Genomic DNA, 23,859 nt, shown 5'->3' on the forward strand with positions numbered 1-23,859 from the left:
CCGCCATGCTGGCTCTCCGTCGTTAAAGCGAGAGTTGTTATGCTGACCAGTTTGTTCGTTACCCTCGGCCTGATGCACCTGATTGCACTGGCCAGCCCCGGCCCCGATTTCGCCCTGATCCTGCGCACCAGCCTGCACCGGCCGACCGCCCTTGGCGCGGCGCTGGGCATCTCGCTGGCGATCATGGTGCACGCCACCCTGAGCCTGACCGGGATCAGCATGCTGATCGCCAGTCACCCGCTGCTGTTTATGGTGATCAAGTGCTGCGGCGCCCTCTATCTGGGCTGGTTGGGGTGGGGCGCCCTGATGGCGGCTCGCCAGCAGAGCAGCACCCTGATGGCCAGCGCCGCCAACGAGCTGCGCGGCTGGGGCAGGGGCGTGCGCACTGGCCTTGCGACCAATCTGCTTAACCCCAAGGCGCTGGTGTTCTTTATCGGTCTGCTGGCCGCCATGGTGACGCCAGAGGTGGATGGAATGACCCGCAGCCTGCTGGTGGGCGAGCTCTTCATCATTTCCCTCTGCTGGTTCGGGCTGCTGGCGTGGAGCCTCTCCACCGAGCGTGCCCAGCGCCTGCTGCTGCGGGTGCAGCGGCCACTCAATCTGGTGACAGGCGTGCTGTTTGCGGTGGTCAGCCTCTCCATTCTGGTGAGCATGGGGGCCGAGCTGGTGGCCTGACGAGTCGGCGCATGGGCCTATACTCCAACAAGGTTTACCTGTCAGGAGTACCCGGCCATGCGTCTACTGCCTCTTTGCTGGTTGTTGGGGATGACCCCGGCGCTGGCGGCCCCGGTTCAGCTCAAATTGCTGGAGTGGGGCTATCTGCCTGCGGGTTATGAACAACAGTTTGCCGACTACGCCAAAGCCCATGGGGTGGAGGCGACGGTCAGCCGGATCGAGCCGCTGCTGACCGATTTCGACAGCGTCTACCGCGCCCTGCGCACCCGCAGCGCCGATGTGGTGCTGCCGACCAGCTACTTCTACAAGGCCCATCACCAGCCGCTGTTCAAACTGCTGCTCCCCATCGATTTCAGTCGCCTGCAGCACTACGCCGAGGTGAAGCCCGCCCTCAAGAACACCGAGTATGACAAGCAGGGGGAGCGCAATTACTCGGTACCCTTCTCCTACGCCATGTTCAGCCTCGCCTATGACAGCAAGCAGGTGCCGCAAGCGCCCACCAGTTGGCAGGTGCTCGCCAACAGCTCGCCGTCGGGCCAGTTTGCCGAGTTCTGCGACCAGTTCGAGCCGCTGCTCTTTTCGGTGCTGCTCTCGCTGGGCAAGTCGCCCGCCCTGTTTGCCAGTGGCGAGATGCTGGCCGACAAGACCTTGCAGCAAGAGGTGGAGCAGCAGCTCTCGCAGCGGCTGCGAGCCAGTCGCGGCTTCTGGTTCAATCAGGCCAACCGCTGCGAGGATCTGCGCCAGCAGACCTTTGCCACCACCTGGGGGCTGGAACTGGTGGAGTGCAACAAGCAGAACGAGCAGCAGTGGCGGATCGCCATGGTGCAGGAGGGGGCCATCTATGCCCTCGATGCGATCTCCATCGCCCGCCATGTCGGCGATGATCCTGCGCGGCTCAAGGCCGCCTACCTGCTGGTGGATTTTCTGCTGAGTGCGCCGCTGCAACGCCAGATGCTGGTGGGCACGCCCACCATCTCGGCCAGCAATATTGCCTCCCGGCCGCCCCTCAGCCCGCAGGAGCAGGCGGTGCTGCCGGATCGCCCGCTGCCGGAGTTTGACGAGCGGCTGTTGGTGCCCGCGTTGCCCGCCCATATCAAGAATCGCTACAAACGGATGGTGCAGCAGGCGATTGTCGCCAGCGGCAAAGAGGGGCTGGTCAAGCAGTGCCCCTGGGATCTCGATAACTGATGAATGAGCCTGCCGCTTCTCCGGCGGCAGGCAAGTTTGCGCAAGATGGCTGATGATCGGTCATCGCCCGTTCCAGGGCATTTCCCCCTTCAACTCATGCCGCCCGCGGGCCCCCATCGTTTGAAAAAACTGAGCGCTTTCCGCAGCCCCATTTAGCCGGATTAAACAACCGAACCCTCGCCAGATCGCCGTTCGTACCCTGGCTGACCCTGTATAAAAGCACCGCAATTGTGACAACTTGGATGTGAGCTGAACAATCCTGATCTGTTGCTTGTGGGAAGGTGATGAATAGGTTATTTCTCTGTGACATTGGTGGCATCCGGTACGGGTTCTCCAGCCATGTGGTGCGAAATCCACAGCAAAAACAAACAGTAAAATGCAGGAGCAAATATGAAAAAGGTCGTGATGGTTGCCGTGGCTGCGGCCCTGCTGGGTGGCTGCGCCGTCAAGAATCAGGTATCCCACAGCTTGCAGGCGATCCCGCTGACTGCCTTCCAGCAGAGCGAGAGCAACCCCAATCAGCGCGTCTACAAGGAGCCGGGCGTTGACCTGCGCCAATACAATGAGGTGCTGCTCGATCCGCTGCAGTTTATCCGGCAGGAGAACGGCCAGTGGTATCTGCTGACCGCCAACGAACAGAACCAGATTGGCCGCTACTACCACGACAAGTTCCAAAGCGAGCTGATCAAGCAGGGCGTCAAGATCGCCACCGCCCCCGGCCCGAAGGTCATGCGGATCCAGGCCGCTGTCACCAACTTCGACCTGACCCGCCCCGACCCCAAGCTGCGTGACCTGCTGCCGGCCAAGATCGCCATCAACGTCACCCGCGAAGTGATCGGCAAGGAGCCTTATCTGCTCAAGGTGGGCAGCATGGCCCAGCTGCTCGACTCCCAGAGTGGCAAGCTGCTGGTACGGGTGATGGATGCCCGTGAGAGCACGGATACCACCCACAAGGATGAGCCCATCACCGCCGAGGAGATGGAGAAGATGATCGACCAGTGGGCGGCCAGCCGTGCCAAACAGCTGGCGGACAATCTGGGGCGCTGATCGATTGGTGCGTCCAAGCGGGGCGCAGCGGGAGCCTTTTGGGCTGCAATAATGGCAAGATGTTGATAAGGTGGTCATTTTGCAGGCAGGAGAAAATGATATGAAACGCGTGTTGTTACCCATCCTTGTTGCTGGCCTGTTGAGTGCCTGCAGCACCTCGTCACCCACGCCGGAGTGTGCACCGATGGCGGGTGGCTGGCAGAGTCAGCCGTTGCCCAATGCGGAAGGGGAGGCTGCGCTGGCCAGCGTGCTGGCTCGCATGAACACGGCCGCCAAACTGCAGAGCATCCGCGAGGTGCGCAGCCAGGTGGTCTCCGGGGTCAACTACGACATCGAGTTCCAGCTCGACAACGGAGAGGTGTGGAACACCCGTGTCTATCGGGATCTTGCCGGCAACTACCAGATGACCCGCCCGGCTGCACAGGGCGAGCTTCCTCCCTTGCCTTGCGTCAAGGCCAAGTAATTCCTGCTTGTTGAGCCCCTCATCAGAGGGGCTCATCTGACCAGAAAATTTCTGCTTTTCTCCCCGCATTCTGACAGTCAGGATGACCCCTCCCGTGACTGCATCCTCATAGAAAAGGAACCGCTATGAATCGCCACCCCTGCATCAAACACTGGAGCGAGCTGCAAGAGCAGACGCCGCGCTACTACTCCGGCAGTCAGGAGCCCCTTTCTCGCGGCTGCGCCCTCGGCAAGCACTTCGGCTTTAGCCGCATCGGCATTCACCACGAGATTGTCGAACCCGGCCATCGCACCAGCTGGCCCCATGCCGAGAAGACCGAAGACGAGTTTGTCCACGTGCTGGAAGGGACTCCGGATGTCTGGCTCGACGGCGTGCTCTATCGGCTGCAACCGGGTGACTCGGTCGGTTTCAAGGCCGGTGACGGGCTGTCCCACGCCTTTATCAACAACACCGAAGAGACTGTCCGGCTGCTCTGCATCGGCGATACCGATCGGGAGGACAACCGCATCCACTACGCCGTGCACCCCGAGCGCAATATCACCCTCGGCAAGCTGCACTGGGATGACGTGCCTGAGCGTGAGCTGGGGGATCACGACGGCCTGCCCGACAAGCTGCGCGAGAGCAACGGCCCCTTCTAGAGCGCAGCCCTTCTGCGCACCAGATCTGCACCACCCGATATAAAAAAGCCTGCCGCGTGGCAGGCTTTTGCTATCTGTTTGCCGCCTGTAGCGAGCGGCGCTTATTGCAGGTTGAGCCCGCCCAGATAGTCGCGCTTGCCGAGATCGACCCCGGCGCGGCGCAGCAGGGCGTAGGCCATGGTGAGGTGGAAGTAGAAGTTGGGAATGCCGTACTCATGGACGCAGGTATGGCCATCCATCCCCTTGCCGCCCGCCCAGTGGGGCAGGTAACGGCCGCTGGCATACTGGCTGTAGTCCGCGTCCAGCTTGCCTTGCAGATAGCTGATGGTCTTGCCGATATGGGCGCGCAGATCGGCGATGGTCTTGGGGTCATCGCCCATGGCCGGCAGCTCGCTGTGGCTGGCGGTGGCCACCACGGCGCGGGCCGAATCGCAGCAGATCAGCACCTGCTTGGACAGCGGCAGCATATCGACGATCAGCCGATCGCCGAAGAAGTTCTCCACGTTGAACTGCTTCGCCGCGGCGTGGGCCTCGGCCTTGGCCAGACAGTGATCCAGATTGGTCAGCATCTTGATGAACTGGGCGGTAATGTCGCGATTCATGAGCACTCTCCATCTTGTTGAAACAGCGGCCCGCTTGCGCGGCCACGGTGAATGAGACTGGCTAATCGGCCACCAATATACCCCAACCGCTGCCGGGTTCGAGCCCGCTACGATGAAAAGGGCAGGGCAGCGCTACTTCGCGCGACAACCGCTGGCCAAGGGGCCATGCTCGCTTTCTGAACCTGTGAGTCCCTTATCGCCCCTTTTTTGATCTGTGACATAAATCACCTTTTTTCAGGGGCGTAGGCTGAATGCGGTTGTCCTGGACACGCGCCTGCGCATTCGCCAGGACACAAGAAAAGGAGAATGAGATGAAGATCTATGACCGTAACCGCAATGTGCTGAACCAGGGTCAGCGCGTCATGATTGCCGCCACCGGCGCAGTCGATTTTCTGAAAGAGGCCCACACCGATAATATGACCCCCTATCAGGCGGAGCATGAGAAGTGCGTGCTGCTGGCAAACTCCGGTGAGCGCTACGCCCCCATCGAGTTGATTAGACTAGGCTGATCCCTTTCCCTGTCACCCTACTCTTTACAATTCACCCGGCCGCCGCGCCCCATCTGGCGGCCGGGTTTCTGAGTTCCCCCTACCTGTTTTGCCTACTCTTCTAACGCATCGCTGCAAGCCGCTTTGAGTCATCATGTAGGTTCGATTAGCGAAGCGTAATCGGACGATCGCGTAAGCGAACATCCGCGTAATGGAACATCCGCACCATCACGCCTGCAAGCAGATCGAAGTGAGGCAAGGCTATGCTTGGCTTTTCGGTCTCGATGAGGGGAAAGGGATGGCCAACTGGCGGCGGGCATGGTGGCCCGGCGGAACCTGGTTCTTTACTGTCAACCTGCTGGAGCGGCGCAACAACCGGCTGCTGGTGGAGCAGATTGACCTGCTGCGTCAAAGCGTTACCAAGGTGCAACAGGCTCATCCCTTTGCCATTCACGCATGGGTGGTGTTGCCAGACCATCTCCACTGCATTCTCTCTTTGCCGGAAGGGGACACCGATTTCCCCCTGCGGTGGCGGCTGATCAAAAGCCACTTTTCCCGTGCCTTGCCGCTGAACGAGCGGCGCAGCCAGACCCGGTTACGCCACGGGGAGCGGGGCATCTGGCAGCGCCATTATTGGGAACATCTGATCCGGGATGAGCAGGATTACCGCCGCCATATGGATTACGTCCATATCAACCCGCGCAAGCATGGTCATGTCACGCGGGTGGCCGATTGGCCGTATTCCACCTTCCATCGTTATGTGGCGAGCGGCGTCTATCCGCCGGATTGGTGCGGGTCGGTGGATGGGGTGTTGGGGGGATTGGAGTAAACCCCTAAAAGGGTTGTTCCGTTGAAAGCGTCCGATAACGCGAACGTCTCACGCGATTGTCCGATTACGCTTCGCTAATCGAACCTACGGCCCTTCCTGAAAGAGGCTCATACCGACAACATGACTCCCTATCAGGCGGAGCACGAGAAGTGCGTGCTGCTGGCAAACTCCGGGGAGCGCTACGCCCCCATCGAGTTGATTAGACTAGGCTGATCCCTTTCCCTGTCACCCTACTCTTTACAATTCACCCGACCGCCGAGACCATCTGGCGGCCGGGTTTCTGAGTTCCCCCCTTCATCCCACCAAATGCTGGAAAATTGAACCGGGTCACACCCCGCTCGATTTGAGCGATTGTCAGCCAGTGCAGGCTCATGCGAACCTTTTAATCCCGTTAACCCACTAAAAAATAACGACTATGTTCAGGCAAATAATGATGAGTGCCGCCCTGCTGTCGGCAACGCTGCTTCCCGGTTGTGCTTCCGTACCCATGGCTGATGCCACCGCAGACGCTCAGGCCAAGCAGTTTGTGGCGCCCAAGGATGCGGCCAATCTCTATATCTATCGCAACGAGACCTTCGGCACGGCCGTGAAAATGCCGGTGCTGGTGGATGGCGTGGCGGTCGGCGATACCGTGGCCCACAGCTATATCCTCAAGCAGGTGACGCCGGGCAGCCACACCATCACCTCCAAGTCGGAGAACGATGCCACCCTGACCCTCAGCACCGAGGCGGGTAAAAATTACTACGTCTGGCAGGAGGTCAAGATGGGCCTGCTGATGGCCCGCTCCAAGCTGAGTCAGGTCAGTGAAGAGGAGGGCAAGCAAGGGGTGATGGAGAGCAAGTTGGTTAAGTGAATTGAGTTAAGTCCCAGCCACTACGGGTGGCTGGTGGAAAAAGTGTCTACGTTGGGATACACATCGATTAGGTGCCGATAAATCGTCTACTTATCGCGCTTCAATAACGGTTGGTATCCTATGTGTCAATTATTATAAGCACTTACAGAAATAATTTATAAGTTATCTCATGACATTACATTAAACAGATTATTAAGGAGTTATTTATGTCATCGTTAAGTAGAGAAGTACGAAGATTAGCAGCAAAGTGGCAACGTGGTGACTTTCCAAAACATTTAGAGTGGATAGAATTGGATGGTCTAAGAGGGTGGACAGGACAAAGAGTTGATCTAAATTTTCCAATAGTTGCGATCTGTGGAGAAAACGGCGCCGGTAAAAGCACAATAATCCAAGCTGCTGCAAGCATCTATGACTCAACTTCAGATGAGACCCATTTTGCCTCAACATTTTTCCCTGATACTGCATGGGACTCTCTTTCTGGTGTTCTAATAAAAGCATCTATCAAGGAGGGGCCTAATTCCACGGAAGTATCTATTCGTAAGCCAACAACAAGATGGCGCGGTAATGAAAATAGAAGAAAACGACCAGTAAAATATTTGGACCTTAGACGTATACAACCTATTTCCGCGAAAACAGGCTACGCACGTTTAGCTAAGCCTGCATTAAGTGAGGCTGGTTCACAAAGTTTCGCTGGTGAGGCGCTATCAAGATTATCAAGTATAATTGGAAAACAATATTCAGCAGCAAGGCAAGCGACAACAAATCTTGATGCAACGAGAAATGTCCCTGTTGTTTCACAAGGAGGAAGTGAATACTCAGGTTTTCACCAAGGTGCTGGGGAAGCAACAATTGCAGATTTGATAGCAATAGACATACCACAATATAGCATTGTTTTAATTGATGAAATTGAAACATCACTGCACCCTAGAGCTCAAAGACGATTAATAAGAGATCTAGCTGAAATATCCAGATTGAAAATGATTCAATTTATTGTTACAACTCACTCCCCTTATATATTAGAAGAACTGCCTCCATCAGCGAGGGTGTATGTTTTTAAACAGGGTACAGATAAAGCAGTGGTCCCTGGCGTGAGCCCTGAATTTGCGCTATCTAAGATGGATGAAGAAACTCACCCAGAAATAGATGTTTATGTTGAAGATGATTCAGCAAGAATTCTTATGGAAGAAATTTTAGCTCGAAAAGCACTTGAGTATCTTGGAAGATGCTCTATATCAGCCTTTGGGTCTGCATCTGTAGGAAAGGCATTGGGGCTGATGGTTGAAGGCCAAAGATTTTCAAGGCCGACAATAGTCATACTTGATGGAGACCAAGACCCTGCACCAGGCTGCCTTATCCTACCTGGAGATGATGCGCCAGAGCGTTGTATTTTTGAAGATCTTCAAAGTATAGGTTGGAATGGTGTGTCATCTTTAATTAATCGTTCCCACTCAGACTTCGTAAATGCTGCTGAGAATGCAATGACACTTTCAGATCATCATGACTGGATAAAATCTGTAAGTGATAGAGTTATATTGGGAAGCGAGGAGTTATGGAGGGCTATGTGTCGAGTTTGGATAGAAGATTGTGCAGATGATGATACTGCTAATACTATTATTGAATCAATATCTGACCATTTAGAAACTGACTTGCAACTTAACTAAGTTTTGAGGAGATATATATTTTTGATGGCAAAATATATATGGTTTTAATTAAGTTGGCGAATGGATATTAGCTAGCTGAGTTCATCAAGACGACACCATACACCAACCCGGCCTAAGCCGGGTTGGTTGTATCAAAAGGTAGGAAAAATCAAAGCGCTTCCAATCTCGCATACGCCGTTACCAGCCACTTGGCGCCGACGTCGTCGAACTGGATCTGCACCCGGCTCTGCTGGCCGACCCCTTCGAAGTTGAGTACCACCCCTTCGCCGAATTTCGGATGGAGCACCCGCTGGCCGAGCTTGATGCCGCTGGCGTCGAAGCTCTGCTGCACCTCGTTCTGGCTAAAGCGGCCGTACTGGGTGGGGCGGCTGACCTGAGTGCGCAGCCGGATCTCTTCCAGACATTCGGCGGGCATTTCGCGGATAAAGCGGCTCGGCTTGTGGAACATCTCGCGGCCATAGATGCGGCGGCTCTCGGCATAACAGATGTAGAGCTTCTCCATGGCGCGGGTCATGCCGACGTAACACAGGCGCCTTTCTTCTTCCAGCCGGCCCGACTCCTCGGTGGATTGCTGGCTGGGGAACATGCCTTCTTCGACGCCGACCAGCAGCACCAGCGGGAACTCCAAGCCCTTGGCGCTATGCAGGGTCATCAGCTGCACCGCGTCGGCATATTCGTCCGCCTGATTCTCGCCGGACTCCAGCGCCGCGTGGGCGAGGAAGGCGGAGAGATCGCTCATATCCTCCAGCTCGTCCGGGCGCTGGTACTGGCGGCAGGCGGTGACCAGTTCGTCCAGGTTCTCTACCCGCGCCTGGGATTTCTCGCCCTTTTCCGCCAGATACATCGCCTTGAGGCCGGAGTTCTGGATGGCGATATCCGCCTGCTGGTGCAGCGGCAGCATGGCGACCTGCTCCTCCAGCGCGTCGATCAGCTCGACAAAGCCGCGCACCGCGTTTCCGGCGCGACCGGTCAGCACCTTGTCGTTGAGCAGGGCCTTGGCCGATTGCCACAGGTTGAGCCCCTGATCGCGGGCGTTGCCGCGCAGGATCTCGAGGGTGCGATCGCCGATGCCGCGGGTCGGGGTGTTGACCACTCGCTCGAAGCTGGCGTCATCGCCACGGTTGTTGATAAGCCGCAGGTAGGCCATGGCGTCTTTAATTTCCTGCCGCTCGAAGAAGCGCAAGCCGCCGTAGATGCGGTACGGCATGGCGTCCTGCATCAGCGCCTCTTCCAGCACCCGCGATTGGGCGTTGGAGCGATAGAGGATGGCGCAGTCGGCCAAGAGACCGCCCTTTTCTTTCCAATCCTTGAGACGGCCGACCACGAAGCGCGCTTCGTCCACCTCGTTGAAGGCGGCGTAGAGGGAGATCGGCTCGCCCTCGGCCCCTTCGGTCCACAGCTCCTTGCCAAGGCGCTCGGCGTTGTTGGCGATGACGCTGTTGGCAGCCTTGAGGATATTGGCGGTGGAGCGGTAGTTCTGCTCGAGGCGGATGGTTTCGGCGCCTTGATAGTCGGTCAGGAAGCGCTGGATGTTCTCGATCTTGGCGCCGCGCCAGCCGTAGATGGACTGGTCATCGTCGCCGACGATCATCACCTTGCCGCTGTTGCCCGCCAGCATCCGCAGCCAGGCGTACTGGATGCCGTTGGTATCCTGAAACTCGTCCACCAGGATGTTCTGGAAGCGGTCGCGGTAGTGCTCGAGGATGTGCGGCTTGTTGAGCCACAGCTCGTGGGCGCGCAGCAGCAGCTCGGCAAAGTCCACCAGACCGGAGCGATCGCAGGTCTCCTGATAGGTCTTGTAGATCTGCTGATAGGTGCGGGTGACGGGATCGCCGTAGAGGTCGATGTCGCCGGGGCGCAGCCCTTCGTCCTTCTTGCCGTTGATGTAGCCCATCACGGCGCGCGGGGCCCAGTGCTTCTCGTCGAGGTTGAGCGCCTTGAGCACCCGGCGAATGAGGCGGTACTGGTCGTCGGAGTCGAGGATCTGGAAATCCTGCGGCAAGCCCGCATCCAGATGGTGGGCCCGCAGCAAGCGGTGAGCGATGCCGTGGAAGGTGCCGATCCACATGCCGCGTACGCCGTCGCCAATCACTTTTTCGACCCGGCCGCGCATCTCGGCCGCCGCCTTGTTGGTAAAGGTGACCGCGATGATGGAGAAGGGTGAACAGCGTTCCACCTGCATCAGCCAGGCGATACGGTGCACCAGCACCCGGGTCTTGCCCGAACCGGCACCGGCCAGCACCAGCAGGTTGCTGCGGGGCGCCGCAACGGCATCTCTTTGCTTGTCGTTGAGCCCGTCGAGCAGGGTTGAAACGTCCATCACCACTCCTGTTTATTTATACAGGCGGGGATTATACGGAAGTTCCGTCGATCCTGAAATGCATGATTCCCGAGGTGGCACAGGTTGCTGTTTTTGATAGTGGCGTTTTCGGAGCAGCCGTTGTTCACCTGTTGGGGTGAGCGTGAGGTCTTCTCCTGCCAGTTCATGGGTGGCTATCTGATAACTCATCTCGGCTGCGACCACGTTACCTTCGGGCAGCGTGCCGTGAACTCGATAGAGTCGCAGTTTCATTTCGTTCAGATAAGCTTTTTCAAAATAGAGCGGGCAGTCGCCCAGCAGTAATACACCTTGCTCGTAGTGTGATCGCTGGTTATTGACGGCACGCATGGAGAATAGGCTGAGCAGCGAGAGCTTCTTGGGAAGGAGTTCACGATGAAATTCGCGGGCGTAAATACGATAAACAAGTATCCCTTGATCATCGTATACAGCGTTCGAATAGTCACGGTAGTGTTCTGTGACTCCGAGCGCCAAGGCGCCCGGAGTGAAGCTGATAAGCATTGTGGCAAGCAGTGCCACAATGCTCGGGCTGTTGAGGTTACTGAAGCGCAGCACAATCTACGACATCAGACTGGCCGTTTTCGGTACGGCGGCACTCCAGGAAGACCTTGCCGAAGGTAGAGCCTTCGCGGGGTTTCAGAGTGACCTCGGTATGGTAGGGAACGACCGGTGCCCGAGTGACGTGCATGATGTAGCTTGCCGTTTGGTCGAACTCGTTTTGGACGAAGTCTGAGGTGTATTCAACTTTGAAACTCAGTTGCGGCATGATCCAGAAGCGATTCTCCTGAATGGCAGCAACTTCTGCTGGACTCAACCCACAAACCGGGTTGCCCATCATCTTGGAGTACTCTTCGGAGTAGGAACCCATGTTACCTTCGCAGGTGCCTGCGCCAACGAGTACATCGACGTCATTACGATCCAGCCCTTCGCTGAAGAAGGGGTTCAAATCCAGTTTGACGGAGATGCCGTTACCATTGGTGGAATCGACGATGACGCTCGCTTGCTGACCGTTCAGGTGTTTATCCAGTGCTTCAGCCAGCTTGAGGGTGTTCTTGGCCTCTTCTGCATCGAGATGTAGAGATGTCAGGGCATTCCCCAGATTGGCAGTCAGCTTGGCGGCTTCAGCCAGTTGGGTACGAGCCAGCTTTAGATGGTCGGCCTGATTGATTACAAAAAATTGGGGGTCTTGCCAGAGCAGAGCTGGATTCACATCTGCATCAGTGTACTCTGCGGTGATCTGTGTATTCAGGAGAGAAAATTTCCAGCTACTTTGATTCCCCTGAAACCATGGATAGGCTGGATTGCCGTAGATGTGCGCAATGCCAGTCTCTTCAAAATTAAGAATGGGTACAGACAGATCTTCCGTTTTGGGCTGCAGGTGGCGATCATCACCATAGTGGTATGCGGCCATGATATTCAGACCAGAAGCCATAGCGATGGCGCTGGCACGCAGGGCGCGAACCTGATCGTAGGAGAGCGTCAGCTTATCGCTATCGCCGTAGGCTGCCTTGTACTCCGGGTTAACAATATTGCCCAGACTATTGGCGGTGTCCTGCATCTTGACGGCATATTTTGCCAGCAGGTCTGCTACGTCCTTGGTATTGCCAGTGGCCTCTTTAGCGGTCAGGCGAGCATGGTTAACCACTGCATCCAGCACTTTCGCCAGCATGGTGGTATAACTCTGGCCAGCCTGTGACGGTGTAACATCGAAGCGCTTGCTGACGATTGGGTCGTTGGTCACTTCCATCATGGCGATAATCGCCAGCATGATCTGGCGATCGGCTTTGCCTTGCTCATCTGCTTCGGTGCTTAAGCGATCTTTATAGCCGCGCAGCGTATTTTCGAAGTCAGTCTGTTCCCAATGCTTGCTCTGTTCCACCAGGTCGCGCAGCACATAATCTACGGCGGCAGATTTGCCATTAGCTTTGGCCAGCGAGTCATTCATATGTGCTTCGGCTGCTTTGGTATCAACCACTTTTTTGTCGATCTGCGCCTGTTTCAGGGCTTCATTCAGGCTAGTGTTAAACTCGTTATCGCTGCCAAAACGAAGAGTGTTGCCTAGCTTGACCACATCCTCTGTTTTCAGAGTAATCCCGTTACTTGCATCACCGTCCGCATCCATAGTTTGCAGCAGTGCAGCGATACGAATGGCGCGATCTTTGTCACCCTTTTCTGCGATGGTATATGGGGTTACCAGGGTCTGGCCCTTTTTAACCTGAGTTTCCCCAAGCGGGATTGAGCCCAGTTTGAATGTACAGGTGTCACCGTCATTAAAGAGGAACTGGCCTTGCTCATTGGTTAACGCGCTGTAATTGCCGCATTTGTAGTTCAAACCTGCTACCGCACTATCAATAAAGGTGGCAGTCAACGCAGGTTTGGTGGCGTTTCCACCATTGCCACTGTTATTGCCATTATCTGTGCTGGCACCATCGCCACCACCGCCACAACCTGCCAGTGCCAAGCTGGATAACGCTGCCACAACCGATAAAGCCAGAACATTTTTTTTCATTTTTATTTCCCTGAAACAACGATGCATATGTCACCGGCACCTGGCTGAGGAAGTCAGAATGGGTGGCATGAATTGATGCAAAAGAAGCCCAATTGATGTTTTTATTAGTTTCATTTGAGATCCGTGCGGCGGGCATCATACAGGGGCTCATATGGTTTTCAACTTGATCTGGATCTCGAGTTCATATGAATTGTGAGCTTGCTCAACAAAGTGGAGGTGGGGGCTCATTGTTGGTTAGGGAATGTTGACTGGAGAGTATTAGAGAGAGGGTCTGTGAGTGTTGGTCGTTCCCAGCTGTAGCCAATCCTTGCTCGCGCGGTTTGTGGGGATTTTGCGAGCCGGATCACGGGCTTGCCGGGGGGCTGGATGAATAACAGGGGAAAACGGTTTACAGTAACTTGCTGAACAATAAGAGAAATGTCGTTTGGGTCTTTTGGTTGTTAGCATAAAAAACTGAAAAGTAGCTAAAAAACAACTGCTTATAAGGTTATTTGCTTAGAATTCAAACCGTTAACGCAAACGTTTTTCCCTTATCATTTGCTTGACCCGCATCGGGGCTGACTTAGAGTAAGCCTGCGTGCTAGATAGCCTGCTCTGACAGGCAAGCAAGTTCCCTCACTTAATAACAATCAAGGATACGATCGTGACTAAAGTGCTCAAGCTGGCCACCGTGGCCTCCCTCACTCTCGCTGCTCTCTCTGCTCAGGCTGCTTCCGAGCCAGCCGTCATTTATGACACCGCGGGCAAGTATGACAAATCATTCAACGAAGCCGTGTTCCGTAACGGCGTCGAGCTCTACAACAAGGACAAGGGCGTCAAGGTCAAAGAGTTTGAACCCCAGAACGAAGCCCAGCGCGAGCAGGGTCTGCGTCGTCTGGCCAGCCGTGGCAACGGCCCGATCGTGGCGGTCGGTTTCAACATGGGTTCTGCGGTAGAGAAGGTTGCGACCGAATTCCCGAAAACCCAGTTCACCATCATCGACATGGTGGTCGACAAGCCGAACGTCCAGTCCGTCATCTTCAAAGAGCATGAAGGTTCCTTCCTGGTGGGCGCGCTGGCTGCCATCGCTTCCAAGAGCGGCAAGGTCGGCTTCGTGGGCGGCATGGATATCCCGCTGATCCGCAAATTCCAGTGCGGTTACGAGCAGGGTGCCAAGTTCGTCAATCCGAAGATCGAAGTGTTCCAGAACATGGCGGGCTCTACCCCGGCCGCGTTTGCTGACCCGGCGAAAGGTGCCGAGCTGGCCAAGTCCCAGTTCGCCAAAGGTGCTGACGTGGTTTACGCCGCAGCTGGCGGTACCGGTATCGGTGTCTATCAGGCAGCCAAGGACAGCGGCAAGTTCGCCATCGGTGTGGACTCCAACCAGAACCACCTGCAACCGGGCACCATGCTGACCTCCATGGTCAAGTCTGTGGGTCTGGCCGCTTACCAGACCTGGGATGACGCTGCCAAAGGCGAGTGGAAGCCGGGTATCAAGAACCTGGGTCTGGCCGAAGGTGGTGTGGATTGGGCACTCGACAAGGACAACGAGAAGCTGATCACCCCGGAAATGAAAGCCAAGGTAGATGCCATCAAGGCTGAAATCATCGCTGGCAAGGTCAAAGTTCATGACTACATGAGCGATAACACCTGCAAATACTAATTAGATAGCTGCTACGACTCTCAACGCACCACCGGCCCGCACGGGCCGGTTTTTAGTCTTATTTCATGAAACGCAGGGCTGCATCATGGACCAGACAGATCGCTATGCCATCGAATTAAGAGGTATCGATAAGCGGTTCGGCGACGTGTACGCCAACAAGCTGATCGACCTTAAGGTTCGCAAAGGCAGTATCCACGGCATTGTCGGCGAAAATGGCGCCGGTAAGTCCACCCTGATGAGCATCATTTATGGTTTCTACCATGCCGACAAAGGCGAGATGCTGATCGATGGGAATCCTTTCAAACCCCATGGCTCACAAGATGCGATTGCCGCAGGGGTGGGCATGGTTCACCAGCACTTCATGCTGGTCAATAACTTCACCGTATTGGAAAACGTCATCCTCGGCGCTGAAAATGGCTGGCACCTTCAGCAGAGCGTGGCGTCGGCAGAGAAGCTGCTTGGCGAACTGGCGCGGGATTATGGCCTCGACGTGCCGTTGCACGAGAAGGTCGAAGATCTGCCGGTTGGCTTGCAACAGCGGGTCGAAATTCTCAAGGCGCTCTATCGCGGCGCCCGCATCCTGATCCTCGACGAGCCGACCGGGGTACTGACCCCGCAAGAGGCGGATCACCTGTTCGAGGTGCTGAAAAAGCTGCGGGATCAGGGGGCAACCATCATCCTTATCACCCACAAGCTGCGGGAGATCCTGGCCATTACCGATCAGGTCTCCATCATGCGCCGTGGCGAGATGGTGGCACACGTCGCCACCAAGGATACCGACAAGGAGCAGCTGGCCGAACTGATGGTGGGCCGCAAGGTGCGCCTCAAGGTCGACAAGGGGCCAACCCAGCCCGGTGACGCCAAGCTGAAGATCGAAGGGCTCAGCTACGTCGACGCCAGCAAGGTGGAGCGGGTCAAATCGGTCAGCTTCGAGGTGCGGGCCGGTGAAGTGGTTGGCATCGCCGGGGTCTCCGGCAACGGTCAGTCCGAACTGCTCAGCCTGCTTGGCGGCATTCTCAAGCCGAGCAAGGGCAGCTTCACCATCAGCAGCCGCAGCGGTGTGCACAAGGTGAGCGCGGAGCACCCGGCCGATCCCGAGCTGGTGCGCAACTACGGCCTCGGCCATGTGCCCGAAGATCGCCACAAGATGGGGCTTATCAACCGCTTCGAGGCGAAAGAGGCCTTTATTCTCGGTTATCACCGCCGTCCGCAATACAACAAGGGGTGGCTGCAGAACAAGGAGGCGATCCAGCAGGATTGTCAGGCCAAGATGGAGAAGTGGGACGTGCGCCCGCCCCATCCCGATCACAAGACCGCCAACTTCTCCGGTGGCAACCAGCAGAAGCTGGTGATCGCCCGTGAAGTGGAGCAGGACCCGGATGTGCTGTTGATCGGCCAGCCGACCCGCGGGGTCGATATCGGCGCCATCGAGTATATCCACCAGCAGATCATCGCCATGCGTGACAAGGGCAAGGCGGTGCTGCTGGTCTCGGTGGAGCTGGACGAGATCATGAGCCTCGCAGACCGGATTCTGGTGATTGCCGATGGTCGCATCGTCGGCGAGCTGGATGGTGCCAAGGCGGATGAGCGCACCATTGGTCTGATGATGGCGAACATAGTGCCGGACGAAGTTGCCAAGGAGGCCCACTGATGAGCCAAGTACGTATTCCTGCCTGGGTCTCCGTAGGCGTCTTGTCTGCGGTCAACATCCTGCTGGCCTTCCTGGTGTCGGCCATTCTGTTCTACTACCTCGACATCAACCCGGTCGATGCCGCCAAGATCATGTGGTACGGCGCGTTCGGCACAGGTGAAGGGGTTGGTTTCACCCTCTACTACGCAACCGGCTTTATCTTTACCGGTCTGTCGGTGGCGGTCGCCTTCCACGCCGGTCTGTTCAATATCGGTGGTGAAGGTCAGGCCTATATCGGCGGGCTCGGTGTCGGTCTGGTCTGTCTGATGCTCGGCGATGTGCTGCCGTTTGCCCTGCTGTTGCCGCTCTCCATCATTGCCGGTGGTCTGTTCGGTGCGGCCTGGGCCTTTATTCCGGCCTGGCTGCAAGCCAAGCGCGGCAGCCATATCGTGATCACCACCATCATGTTCAACTTCATCGCCGCCTCCCTGATGGCCTATCTGCTGGTGGAGGTGTTCAAGCCGGCGGGCTCGATGGCGACCGAGAGCAAGGTGTTTGCCGAGGCAAGCTGGCTGCCCAAGATGAGCGGGCTGGCGAGCCTGTTCGGGATGGAGATCCCCAACAGCCCGCTCAATATCAGCTTCTTCTGGGCGCTGATCTGTGCGGCGCTGGTGTGGGTCTTTATCTGGCACACCCGCTGGGGTTACGAGATCCGCTCGGTCGGCGCCAGCCAAAGCGCCTCCGCCTACGCCGGTATCTCCTATCCCAAGGTGGTGATCCTGGCCATGGTCATCTCCGGCATGCTGTCGGGCTTTTTCGCCCTCAACGTGCTGCAGGGTGAGCTGCACCAGATCAAGCTCAACTTTGTGGAAGGGTTCGGCTTCACCGGTATCGCGGTGGCGCTGATGGGGCGCAACCACCCGGTTGGGGTCATCATCGCCAGCCTGCTGTTCGGTTTCCTCTATCAGGGGGGCGCCGAGCTCAGCTTCGAGTTCGGTGTCGACCGCAACATCGTGGTGGTGCTGCAGGGCCTGGTGATCCTGTTCTGTGGCGCCCTTGAGCACATGATGCGTCCGCGTATCGAGCAGCTCTATCTGGCGTTTGCCAACCGCTCAGCCGCACAAGCTAAAGGAGTCTGATCATGTTTGAAATTCTGATCCTGATGCTGGATGCGACCATCCGTACCGCGCCGCCCCTCATTCTCGCCGCCATGGCGGGCATGTTTTGCGAGCGCTCCGGGGTGGTCAATATCGCGCTGGAAGGCAAACTGCTGGCGGCAGCGTTCGCCAGTGGTGCGGCGGCGGCGGTCTCCGGTTCTGCCTGGATAGGTCTGGGTGCCGGGGTGGGTGTCTCTATCCTGTTTGCTCTGATGCACGGCTTTGCCACCATCACCCACCGCGGTGATCAGGTGGTGAGCGGCATGGCCATCAACATTCTGGCGGCCGGTCTGACCGTCACCCTGGGCCGTTACTGGTTCGATCAGGGTGGCCAGACTCCGGCACTCTCCGGTGATGCCCGTTTCGCCCCCATCGATCTGCCCTATGCCAAGGAGCTGTGGGATGTGCCGGTGATCGGCCAGCTCTACAGCGAGCTGCTGAGCGGCCACTCCCTGCTGGAGTATGTGGCATTTGCCTGTGTGCCGCTGGCCTGGTGGGTGATGTTCCGTACCCGCTTCGGTCTGCGTCTGCGGGCGGTGGGTGAGGCGCCGGCAGCGGTCGATACCGCTGGTATCTCTGTGGTGCGGATGCGCTACACCGCGCTCCTCATCGGCGGCCTGCTGGCCGGTATCGGTGGCACCTATCTGGCGGTGGCCCAGACGGCCCAGTTCATCCCCAACATGAGTGCGGGCAAGGGCTTTATGGCACTGGCGGCGCTGGTGTTCGGCAAGTGGCGCCCCTGGAATGCCATGGCCGCCTGTCTGCTGTTCGGCTTCCTCGATGCGGTCGCCATCCGGCTGCAAGGGGTCAGCATCGGTGGCTTCGCCATTCCGGTGCAGGCCATCGAGGCACTGCCCTACATTCTGACCGTGTTCCTGCTGGCCGGTTTTATCGGCCGCGCGGTGGCCCCCAAGGCACTTGGTACACCTTATGTGAAGGAGCGGGAGTAGCGCCCTCTATCGCGATACTCCCGCCCACGCAAATAACTGCAGGCCCACTTCGGTGGGCCTGTTTTTTATGGGCGGGATGGGGCAGACCAGCCGGGATCTGGATGGTGTGATAGAGGGGGATGGTGGCGTGAAGGGATAAAGGGGCTACGTGAGTTGCTGCGGGGAGCGGCTGGCGTACAAGAGTTGACCCCCTTGCCAACACCATCAAAAACCCCCTCGTATCAGGAGGGGGTTGCAGAGGTTATTGCCGGATTAACCCTGAGGCTCAGGGAGCCAGCACCAGCTTGTAGACGCCAAAGCCGGGGTGTTTGGCATCGGTGGGCGGCAGGGTCTCTACATAGTTCAGCTTGCCACCGGTCAGGGCTTGCGCCTCGCTGCGTGGCGAGCTGTAGATGCGCAGATCCAGATTGGCGGGCAGGGGGGCCAGCTGCCAGTTGTTGTCTGCCGGGGGCTCGAAACCGGCCGGATTCTTCTCTGCCAGATCCTTGAGGTATTCGGAGAGCACTTCGCGGGTTTCGAACTGATCTTCATGGACGATCACCTTGGCGTTGATGCCCGGGAAGTTGCCACCACCGCTGGCGCGGTAGTTGTTGGTCACCACGTAGAACATCTGGGCCGGGTCGATTGCCTTGCCCTGATAGGTGAGGTTGGTGATGCGATAGCTGTCGCTCACCTTGTTGCCATCCACATCGTAACGGGCAGGTTTGGTCACATCGACCTGATAGTTCACCCCGTCGATCACGTCGAAGTTGTAGGTGCGGTACTTCTCGTTCACCAGCCACTGGGTGGCGGTGCTGGCGGCATCGATCTTGTTGAACTGGACGGCGCTCTTCTCCAGCCACTCCTGTACGGTCGCGCCATTGATGGCGACTACCTGCAGGGTGTTGGGGTAGACATAGAGGTCGGCCACGTTGCGCAGGGAGATATCGCCAGCCGGTACATAGGTGAAGTCGGTCGGACCGTTGCGACCGCCCCGGAATGGCGCGGCGGCGGAGAGGATGGGCCATTTCTCCTTGAGCTGACCATCCTGTTGCAGCTTCTTGGCATGCCATAGCTGGGCGTCGCTGACGATCTGGATGGAGGGGTCATCCTGCACCAGTGCGAAGAAGCTGTGGATTGGCTTGGTGATCTTGCTGAGGGGCTCGTCCAGCCACTGGTTGGCCTGCTCGTGCTCGGCAATGACCTGATCGACTACCGCCTGATCTTCGGTGCTGGTGGCGCTACTGTCGATCTTGCGCAGCTGGGACTGGCTGGAGGCCACTTCCCAGAGACCCTCTTTCCAGGTCATGTGCAGGTCGATGATGCCGAGGTGATTGCCCCAGACGCCCGGCATCACGGTCGGTACGCCCGCCAGGGTGCCTTTCTCGTTGTCCACGTCGGTCATGTTGGGGTAGTCGCCCGGGAAGGTGCGGTGGGCGTGGCCCAGCAGCAGGGCATCGACCCCCTTCACCTTGGCCAGCGGCAGTGCGGCGTTCTCCATCATGGGTTCGCGCGGGTCACCTATGATGCCGGTATGGGCCACGACCACGACGATGTCTGCGCCCTTGGCGCGGATTTCGGGTACATAGTGCTCGGCGGTCTCGACCATATCGGCCACCACCACCTTGCCTTCCAGATTGCGTTTGTCCCACTGGGTGATCTGGGGCGGAGTCAGCCCCAGCACCCCGACCTTGATGGTCTGGGTATTGCCGTTGGCATCCTTCACCTGACGATCCAGCACCACATAGGGTTTGAACTTCTGTTTGCTCCAGTCGATGGTGCCCTTGCCATCACGGCTGAAGGCATCGGCCTGGAAGACGTTGGCGTTGATGTAGGGGTAGTTGGCCCCTTTCAGGGTCTCTGAGAGGAAGTCGAGACCGAAGTTGAATTCGTGGTTGCCCAGGTTGCCGACATCATAGCTCATGGTGTTGAGCGCCTTGATGGCGGGGTGGGTCTGCTTGCTCAGCCACTGCTGTTTGACCTGCTGGTCGTGGATATAGTCGGCCAGCGGGGTGCCCTGGATCAGGTCGCCGTTGTCGATCAGCAAGTTGTTGGCGTTCTCTTCGCGGGCCTTGCGGATCAGCACTGCGGTGCGGGCAAAGCCCAGCGAGGCATCCGGCTTGTTCTGGTAGTAGTCGTAACTCAGCAGGTTGGAGTGGATATCAGAGGTTTCGATCAGCCGCAGGGTGAGATCACCGGGGGCCTGAGAGTTGTTGTCGTCACAGCCGGACAGCAAAAAGATAACTGCCACCGCGCTCAGTTTGAGGGTGGTTTTCATTGTTGGATTCTCTTGTTATGGGTATGCCAGCGTGGTGCATTCTATCGACAGCAAAAGAATCCGATTGTGAGCAGGCTGGCAATTCGGGCTAATTACCCTCCTGTTAATAGAGTTATGACTCTGATTTTCATCTGTTTTTTGGGTTCGCTACCCTCGCTGCTTTTCCGCCGTGAGTCACCCTGTCGTCACCGCTATACGGTCGGGGCAAGCTGCGTGGCCAAGCGCTTCTGCGAGGCTGTAATGGTTGGTTACAGATCTCCATTCGACTGATAGATGACCTTTCCCTTAAATTCAGCGGCGATTGATTGCATCTAAAAAATTACAAAGCGACAGCAAGGAATAAAACCTCATGAAAATGCACAACAAAGCGCTGCTGGCCATCGCCTGCGCTGCGGCCCTGTCTGCCTGTGACAGCGAAAAAGCTGCCAACAGCATCGCCAAACGGGTGCCGCTGGCTCTGCCGGAGGCGGGTCTTTACCAGGCGAATCTGATGAGCCGCGACGGCGACAAGGCGACGCCGCGCATGATCAAGGATCTGGATGGTCTGGCGCTGGTCTACCCGAAGGGTGAAACCGTGCAGCACTGGGGTGTCTGGGTGGATCATCAGGTGGGCAAGGTCGAGACCAACAGCCAGTGGCTGGGTCAGGCTGACCAGAAAGCCGACAAAGACGGGATCTACCCGGTGCAGTTGATCCGCAACAGCGAACGGCTCGGCACCAGCACGGCGCTCAGCTCGGTGACCAACGACCACAACCTCATCACCTTCCAGGATCAGCCGGTCATCGATCTGCAGGGCAAGGAGATCAAGCGCTGGGTTTTTGATTTCACCCGCACCGGCACCAAGTTCTCCGACAACTCCCCCATCTATTCCGGTTTCAGCGGTCATGTGGCGGTGACGGCCCTGACCACCAAAGCGGTGACCACGGCCAGCTGGAGTGCCACGGACAGCGATGGCTTCAGCAGCGACATGGTGGGCAAGGTGGATACCACCAACAACGGCGGCAAGCTGACGGTGGCGATCGAGTTCCCGGCGGCAGGTTGTACGCTGGTGGGTGAGGGGAGTGCCACTGCCGGGTTGAGCAAGCTGACCATGACCGGGTTTGGCAAGTGCAACTTCAAGCAATCCGCTGCCGCCACGCCGATCGAAAACCTCTGGAATGCCGCTCTGGCCCGGGCGATGGATAACCGCGTCGCCTATGTCACCACCTTTACCACGGATGCCAAAAAAGAGGCGCTGGTCATCGGCTTCCCCGACACCAATGGCCTGCTGATCACCGCTGACAAGCGATAAGCAGCCCAACGGCAGGGGCGGGCAAACGCGCCTGAAACAACAAGGGAGCCAGTGGCTCCCTTGTTGTTTGCAACGCACGGTTTACAGCAGGAACAGGGTCGCCAGACCGAGGAAGATAAAGAAGCCGCCGGTGTCGGTGATGGCGGTGATCATCACGCTGGCGCCCACGGCCGGATCGCGGCCGAGCCGGTTCATGGTCATGGGGATAATGACCCCCATCAGCGCCGCCACCAGCAGGTTGAGCACCATGGCCAGCGTCATCACGGCGCCCAGCGCCGCATCCTGATAGAGCAGGAAGGTGGCTACCCCCATGGTGCCGCCCCACACCAGCCCGTTGATCAGCGCCACCCCGAGTTCGCGCAGCAGCAGGAAGGAAAGGTTGCCCGCCTGAATGTGCTGCAGCGCCAGCGCCCGCACTATCATGGTGATGGTCTGGTTGCCGGTGTTGCCGCCGATCCCGGCGACGATGGGCATCAGGGCCGCCAGCGCCACCAGTTGCGAGATGGTGTGCTCGAACAGGCCGATCACCCGCGAGGCGACAAAGGCGGTGCAGAGATTGATGGCAAGCCAGGCCCAGCGGGTCTTGACCGCCTTGGAGACGGGCGCGAACACATCCTCCTCTTCACTGATACCCCCCATCCGGCGCAGGTCGGTGTCACTCTCCTCATAGACCAGATCCACCACCTCTTCGACGGTGAGGCGGCCCATCAGCTTGCCCTTGCCATCCACCACGGCGGCGGAGAGCAGGTCATCCCGCTCGAAGGTGCGAGCCGCTGCTTCGTCGTTATCCTCCGGATCGAAGGTGACCGGATCACGCTCCATCACGTCGCTCACCAGGGTGGCGGGCTTGTGCAGCAGTACTGTGGTGAGGGCCAGCTCCCCCAGCAGGTGGTTGCGCCGGTCGATGACGAACAGCTTGTCGGTGTTGGCGGGGATCTTGCCGCGCAGCCGCAGATAGCGCTGGACGGTGGCGAGTGTCACCTCGGGGCGGATGGTGATGATCTCGAAATCCATCATGGCGCCGACGGTGTGCTTGCCGTAACGGATCACCTCGCGCACCCGATCCCGGTCGGCGGGAGCCATGTAGGTGAGCAGCCGTCCCATCAGGTTGCGCGGCAGGTATTGGCCCAGATAGATCTGATCGTCGATATCCAGGGTGCGCAGGGCATCGAGCAGCTCTTTGTCGCTCATGCCGCTGATAAGGCTGTCCCACACCGTCTCCGACGCTTCGACCAGAGTCTGGCCGCGCTTCTCTTCACTCACCAGCGCCCACAACACGTGGCGCTCATCCGGCGGCAGCGACTCCAGCGCATCGGCGACGTCGGCGGCGGGCAAGCTGTTGACCAGCCGGGTCAGCTCGCTGGTCTGGTCGCGCTGTTCGGCATCCTGCACCGCCTGCGGGTCGAGCAGGCTGTCGGTGAGGGCGTCATCGCGCAGCAGCAGGGTGAGAATGCGGGATCTGTCTTCCGCACGCTGCCTGGCGCTGTTTTTGATGGGAAGAGACATGAAGAGGTTCCTGAGCTGGTGGCCATAAGGCCGAATAGCCATAGGATAACAGACCTACCCCCTCTTGTTATGGGGAAGGACGGCCAGTGCAGCGGGCAGAAAAAACGCCTCGTGGAGGAGGCGTCTTGCTATGGA

At 57.8% G+C, this 23,859-nt stretch carries 20 protein-coding genes and 1 pseudogene; 15 read left to right on the forward strand and 6 right to left on the reverse strand.

All coding sequences use genetic code 11. From position 1 onward, the window contains the following. Positions 1 to 39 precede the first annotated feature (39 nt). The 5 genes from ACW5XC_RS12475 (at position 40) to ACW5XC_RS12495 (ending at position 4,011) form a co-directional block, all read left to right on the forward strand. Positions 40 to 675 (forward strand): LysE family translocator, encoded by a 636-nt coding sequence (locus ACW5XC_RS12475; protein WP_042054285.1) that lies wholly within the window; start codon positions 40 to 42, stop codon positions 673 to 675. Between the two features lie 57 nt (positions 676 to 732). Next, a complete protein-coding gene (locus ACW5XC_RS12480) occupies positions 733 to 1,863 on the forward strand; it encodes an ABC transporter substrate-binding protein (protein WP_042054284.1) in 1,131 nt (376 codons plus the stop codon). A gap of 390 nt (positions 1,864 to 2,253) precedes the next feature. Beyond that, complete coding sequence (locus tag ACW5XC_RS12485) at positions 2,254 to 2,910, forward strand: DUF3313 domain-containing protein (protein ID WP_040069930.1); 657 nt, start codon at positions 2,254 to 2,256, stop codon at positions 2,908 to 2,910. Between the two features lie 100 nt (positions 2,911 to 3,010). After that, positions 3,011 to 3,373 carry a cystatin domain-containing protein gene (locus ACW5XC_RS12490; protein ID WP_042054283.1) on the forward strand — a complete coding sequence of 121 codons (363 nt, stop codon included), beginning with the start codon at positions 3,011 to 3,013 and terminating at the stop codon, positions 3,371 to 3,373. 125 nt (positions 3,374 to 3,498) lie between these two features. Then, the gene (locus ACW5XC_RS12495) at positions 3,499 to 4,011 is read left to right on the forward strand and encodes a cupin domain-containing protein (RefSeq protein WP_040095029.1); all 513 of its coding nucleotides are present in this window, start codon (positions 3,499 to 3,501) and stop codon (positions 4,009 to 4,011) included. Positions 4,012 to 4,112: 101 nt separating this feature from the next. Here the strand turns inward: ACW5XC_RS12495 and ACW5XC_RS12500 are convergent, their stop codons facing one another. Continuing rightward, positions 4,113 to 4,613: a DUF1993 domain-containing protein gene (locus ACW5XC_RS12500; RefSeq protein ID WP_042054282.1), complete on the reverse strand. Its 501-nt coding sequence runs from the start codon at positions 4,611 to 4,613 to the stop codon at positions 4,113 to 4,115. A 311-nt stretch (positions 4,614 to 4,924) separates the two neighbouring features. Here ACW5XC_RS12500 and ydfZ (ACW5XC_RS12505) point away from each other — a divergent pair, with 311 nt between their 5' ends. The 5 genes and pseudogenes from ydfZ (ACW5XC_RS12505) to ACW5XC_RS12525 all read left to right on the forward strand — a co-directional run bounded on the left by ydfZ (ACW5XC_RS12505) (position 4,925) and on the right by ACW5XC_RS12525 (position 8,444). Then, positions 4,925 to 5,122 carry a putative selenium delivery protein YdfZ gene (ydfZ, locus tag ACW5XC_RS12505; protein WP_005357022.1) on the forward strand — a complete coding sequence of 66 codons (198 nt, stop codon included), beginning with the start codon at positions 4,925 to 4,927 and terminating at the stop codon, positions 5,120 to 5,122. 277 nt (positions 5,123 to 5,399) lie between these two features. Next, positions 5,400 to 5,930 carry an REP-associated tyrosine transposase gene (locus tag ACW5XC_RS12510; protein ID WP_042054308.1) on the forward strand — a complete coding sequence of 177 codons (531 nt, stop codon included), beginning with the start codon at positions 5,400 to 5,402 and terminating at the stop codon, positions 5,928 to 5,930. A gap of 96 nt (positions 5,931 to 6,026) precedes the next feature. After that, positions 6,027 to 6,143, forward strand: a pseudogene (ydfZ, locus tag ACW5XC_RS12515) (putative selenium delivery protein YdfZ); the annotation flags it as partial. 202 nt (positions 6,144 to 6,345) lie between these two features. Beyond that, entirely contained in the window at positions 6,346 to 6,783 is a 438-nt protein-coding gene (locus tag ACW5XC_RS12520; RefSeq protein ID WP_042054281.1) for a DUF2846 domain-containing protein, read from the forward strand. A 206-nt stretch (positions 6,784 to 6,989) separates the two neighbouring features. Beyond that, positions 6,990 to 8,444 (forward strand): ATP-dependent nuclease, encoded by a 1,455-nt coding sequence (locus ACW5XC_RS12525; protein ID WP_074042667.1) that lies wholly within the window; start codon positions 6,990 to 6,992, stop codon positions 8,442 to 8,444. A 148-nt stretch (positions 8,445 to 8,592) separates the two neighbouring features. Here ACW5XC_RS12525 and uvrD read toward each other — a convergent pair whose 3' ends face one another. The 3 genes from uvrD to ACW5XC_RS12540 are packed head-to-tail and all read right to left on the reverse strand — an operon-like array spanning position 8,593 to position 13,291. Next, complete coding sequence (gene uvrD, locus ACW5XC_RS12530) at positions 8,593 to 10,764, reverse strand: DNA helicase II (protein ID WP_041209786.1); 2,172 nt, start codon at positions 10,762 to 10,764, stop codon at positions 8,593 to 8,595. Between the two features lie 12 nt (positions 10,765 to 10,776). Continuing rightward, entirely contained in the window at positions 10,777 to 11,301 is a 525-nt protein-coding gene (locus ACW5XC_RS12535) for a hypothetical protein (protein ID WP_143182577.1), read from the reverse strand. Positions 11,302 to 11,320: 19 nt separating this feature from the next. Then, complete coding sequence (locus tag ACW5XC_RS12540) at positions 11,321 to 13,291, reverse strand: hypothetical protein (RefSeq protein ID WP_042054278.1); 1,971 nt, start codon at positions 13,289 to 13,291, stop codon at positions 11,321 to 11,323. A gap of 643 nt (positions 13,292 to 13,934) precedes the next feature. On the opposite strand from ACW5XC_RS12540, the gene ACW5XC_RS12545 reads away from it, so the two are divergent. The 4 genes from ACW5XC_RS12545 to ACW5XC_RS12560 all read left to right on the forward strand — a co-directional run bounded on the left by ACW5XC_RS12545 (position 13,935) and on the right by ACW5XC_RS12560 (position 18,670). Beyond that, the gene (locus ACW5XC_RS12545; RefSeq protein ID WP_005340803.1) at positions 13,935 to 14,933 is read left to right on the forward strand and encodes a BMP family lipoprotein; all 999 of its coding nucleotides are present in this window, start codon (positions 13,935 to 13,937) and stop codon (positions 14,931 to 14,933) included. 85 nt (positions 14,934 to 15,018) lie between these two features. Beyond that, positions 15,019 to 16,584, forward strand: a complete 1,566-nt coding sequence (locus ACW5XC_RS12550; protein WP_042054276.1) for an ABC transporter ATP-binding protein — start codon at positions 15,019 to 15,021, stop codon at positions 16,582 to 16,584. Next, positions 16,584 to 17,702, forward strand: coding sequence for an ABC transporter permease (locus ACW5XC_RS12555; RefSeq protein ID WP_042054274.1), 1,119 nt, complete (start codon positions 16,584 to 16,586; stop codon positions 17,700 to 17,702). Before ACW5XC_RS12550 ends, ACW5XC_RS12555 begins: the two co-directional genes overlap by 1 nt. A 2-nt stretch (positions 17,703 to 17,704) precedes the next feature. Then, positions 17,705 to 18,670, forward strand: coding sequence for an ABC transporter permease (locus ACW5XC_RS12560; protein WP_021230728.1), 966 nt, complete (start codon positions 17,705 to 17,707; stop codon positions 18,668 to 18,670). 265 nt (positions 18,671 to 18,935) lie between these two features. Here the strand turns inward: ACW5XC_RS12560 and ACW5XC_RS12565 are convergent, their stop codons facing one another. Next, complete coding sequence (locus ACW5XC_RS12565) at positions 18,936 to 20,927, reverse strand: bifunctional 2',3'-cyclic-nucleotide 2'-phosphodiesterase/3'-nucleotidase (protein WP_042054273.1); 1,992 nt, start codon at positions 20,925 to 20,927, stop codon at positions 18,936 to 18,938. A gap of 349 nt (positions 20,928 to 21,276) precedes the next feature. On the opposite strand from ACW5XC_RS12565, the gene ACW5XC_RS12570 reads away from it, so the two are divergent. Further along, positions 21,277 to 22,218, forward strand: a complete 942-nt coding sequence (locus ACW5XC_RS12570; protein ID WP_042054272.1) for a hypothetical protein — start codon at positions 21,277 to 21,279, stop codon at positions 22,216 to 22,218. 81 nt (positions 22,219 to 22,299) lie between these two features. Here ACW5XC_RS12570 and mgtE read toward each other — a convergent pair whose 3' ends face one another. Continuing rightward, complete coding sequence (mgtE, locus tag ACW5XC_RS12575; protein ID WP_042054271.1) at positions 22,300 to 23,724, reverse strand: magnesium transporter; 1,425 nt, start codon at positions 23,722 to 23,724, stop codon at positions 22,300 to 22,302. Between the last annotated feature and the right edge of the window lie 135 nt (positions 23,725 to 23,859).

This window comes from Aeromonas sp. 25-AL00135, assembly GCF_054052385.1.

Coding starts and splice junctions, on each gene's coding strand:
- ACW5XC_RS12475 (WP_042054285.1), top strand. CDS start 40: ATGCTGACCAGTTTGTTCGTTACCCTCGGCCTGATGCACCTGATTGCA.
- ACW5XC_RS12480 (WP_042054284.1), top strand. CDS start 733: ATGCGTCTACTGCCTCTTTGCTGGTTGTTGGGGATGACCCCGGCGCTG.
- ACW5XC_RS12485 (WP_040069930.1), top strand. CDS start 2,254: ATGAAAAAGGTCGTGATGGTTGCCGTGGCTGCGGCCCTGCTGGGTGGC.
- ACW5XC_RS12490 (WP_042054283.1), top strand. CDS start 3,011: ATGAAACGCGTGTTGTTACCCATCCTTGTTGCTGGCCTGTTGAGTGCC.
- ACW5XC_RS12495 (WP_040095029.1), top strand. CDS start 3,499: ATGAATCGCCACCCCTGCATCAAACACTGGAGCGAGCTGCAAGAGCAG.
- ACW5XC_RS12500 (WP_042054282.1), bottom strand. CDS start 4,613: ATGAATCGCGACATTACCGCCCAGTTCATCAAGATGCTGACCAATCTG.
- ydfZ (WP_005357022.1), top strand. CDS start 4,925: ATGAAGATCTATGACCGTAACCGCAATGTGCTGAACCAGGGTCAGCGC.
- ACW5XC_RS12510 (WP_042054308.1), top strand. CDS start 5,400: ATGGCCAACTGGCGGCGGGCATGGTGGCCCGGCGGAACCTGGTTCTTT.
- ACW5XC_RS12520 (WP_042054281.1), top strand. CDS start 6,346: ATGTTCAGGCAAATAATGATGAGTGCCGCCCTGCTGTCGGCAACGCTG.
- ACW5XC_RS12525 (WP_074042667.1), top strand. CDS start 6,990: ATGTCATCGTTAAGTAGAGAAGTACGAAGATTAGCAGCAAAGTGGCAA.
- uvrD (WP_041209786.1), bottom strand. CDS start 10,764: ATGGACGTTTCAACCCTGCTCGACGGGCTCAACGACAAGCAAAGAGAT.
- ACW5XC_RS12540 (WP_042054278.1), bottom strand. CDS start 13,291: ATGAAAAAAAATGTTCTGGCTTTATCGGTTGTGGCAGCGTTATCCAGC.
- ACW5XC_RS12550 (WP_042054276.1), top strand. CDS start 15,019: ATGGACCAGACAGATCGCTATGCCATCGAATTAAGAGGTATCGATAAG.
- ACW5XC_RS12555 (WP_042054274.1), top strand. CDS start 16,584: ATGAGCCAAGTACGTATTCCTGCCTGGGTCTCCGTAGGCGTCTTGTCT.
- ACW5XC_RS12560 (WP_021230728.1), top strand. CDS start 17,705: ATGTTTGAAATTCTGATCCTGATGCTGGATGCGACCATCCGTACCGCG.
- ACW5XC_RS12565 (WP_042054273.1), bottom strand. CDS start 20,927: ATGAAAACCACCCTCAAACTGAGCGCGGTGGCAGTTATCTTTTTGCTG.
- ACW5XC_RS12570 (WP_042054272.1), top strand. CDS start 21,277: ATGAAAATGCACAACAAAGCGCTGCTGGCCATCGCCTGCGCTGCGGCC.
- mgtE (WP_042054271.1), bottom strand. CDS start 23,724: ATGTCTCTTCCCATCAAAAACAGCGCCAGGCAGCGTGCGGAAGACAGA.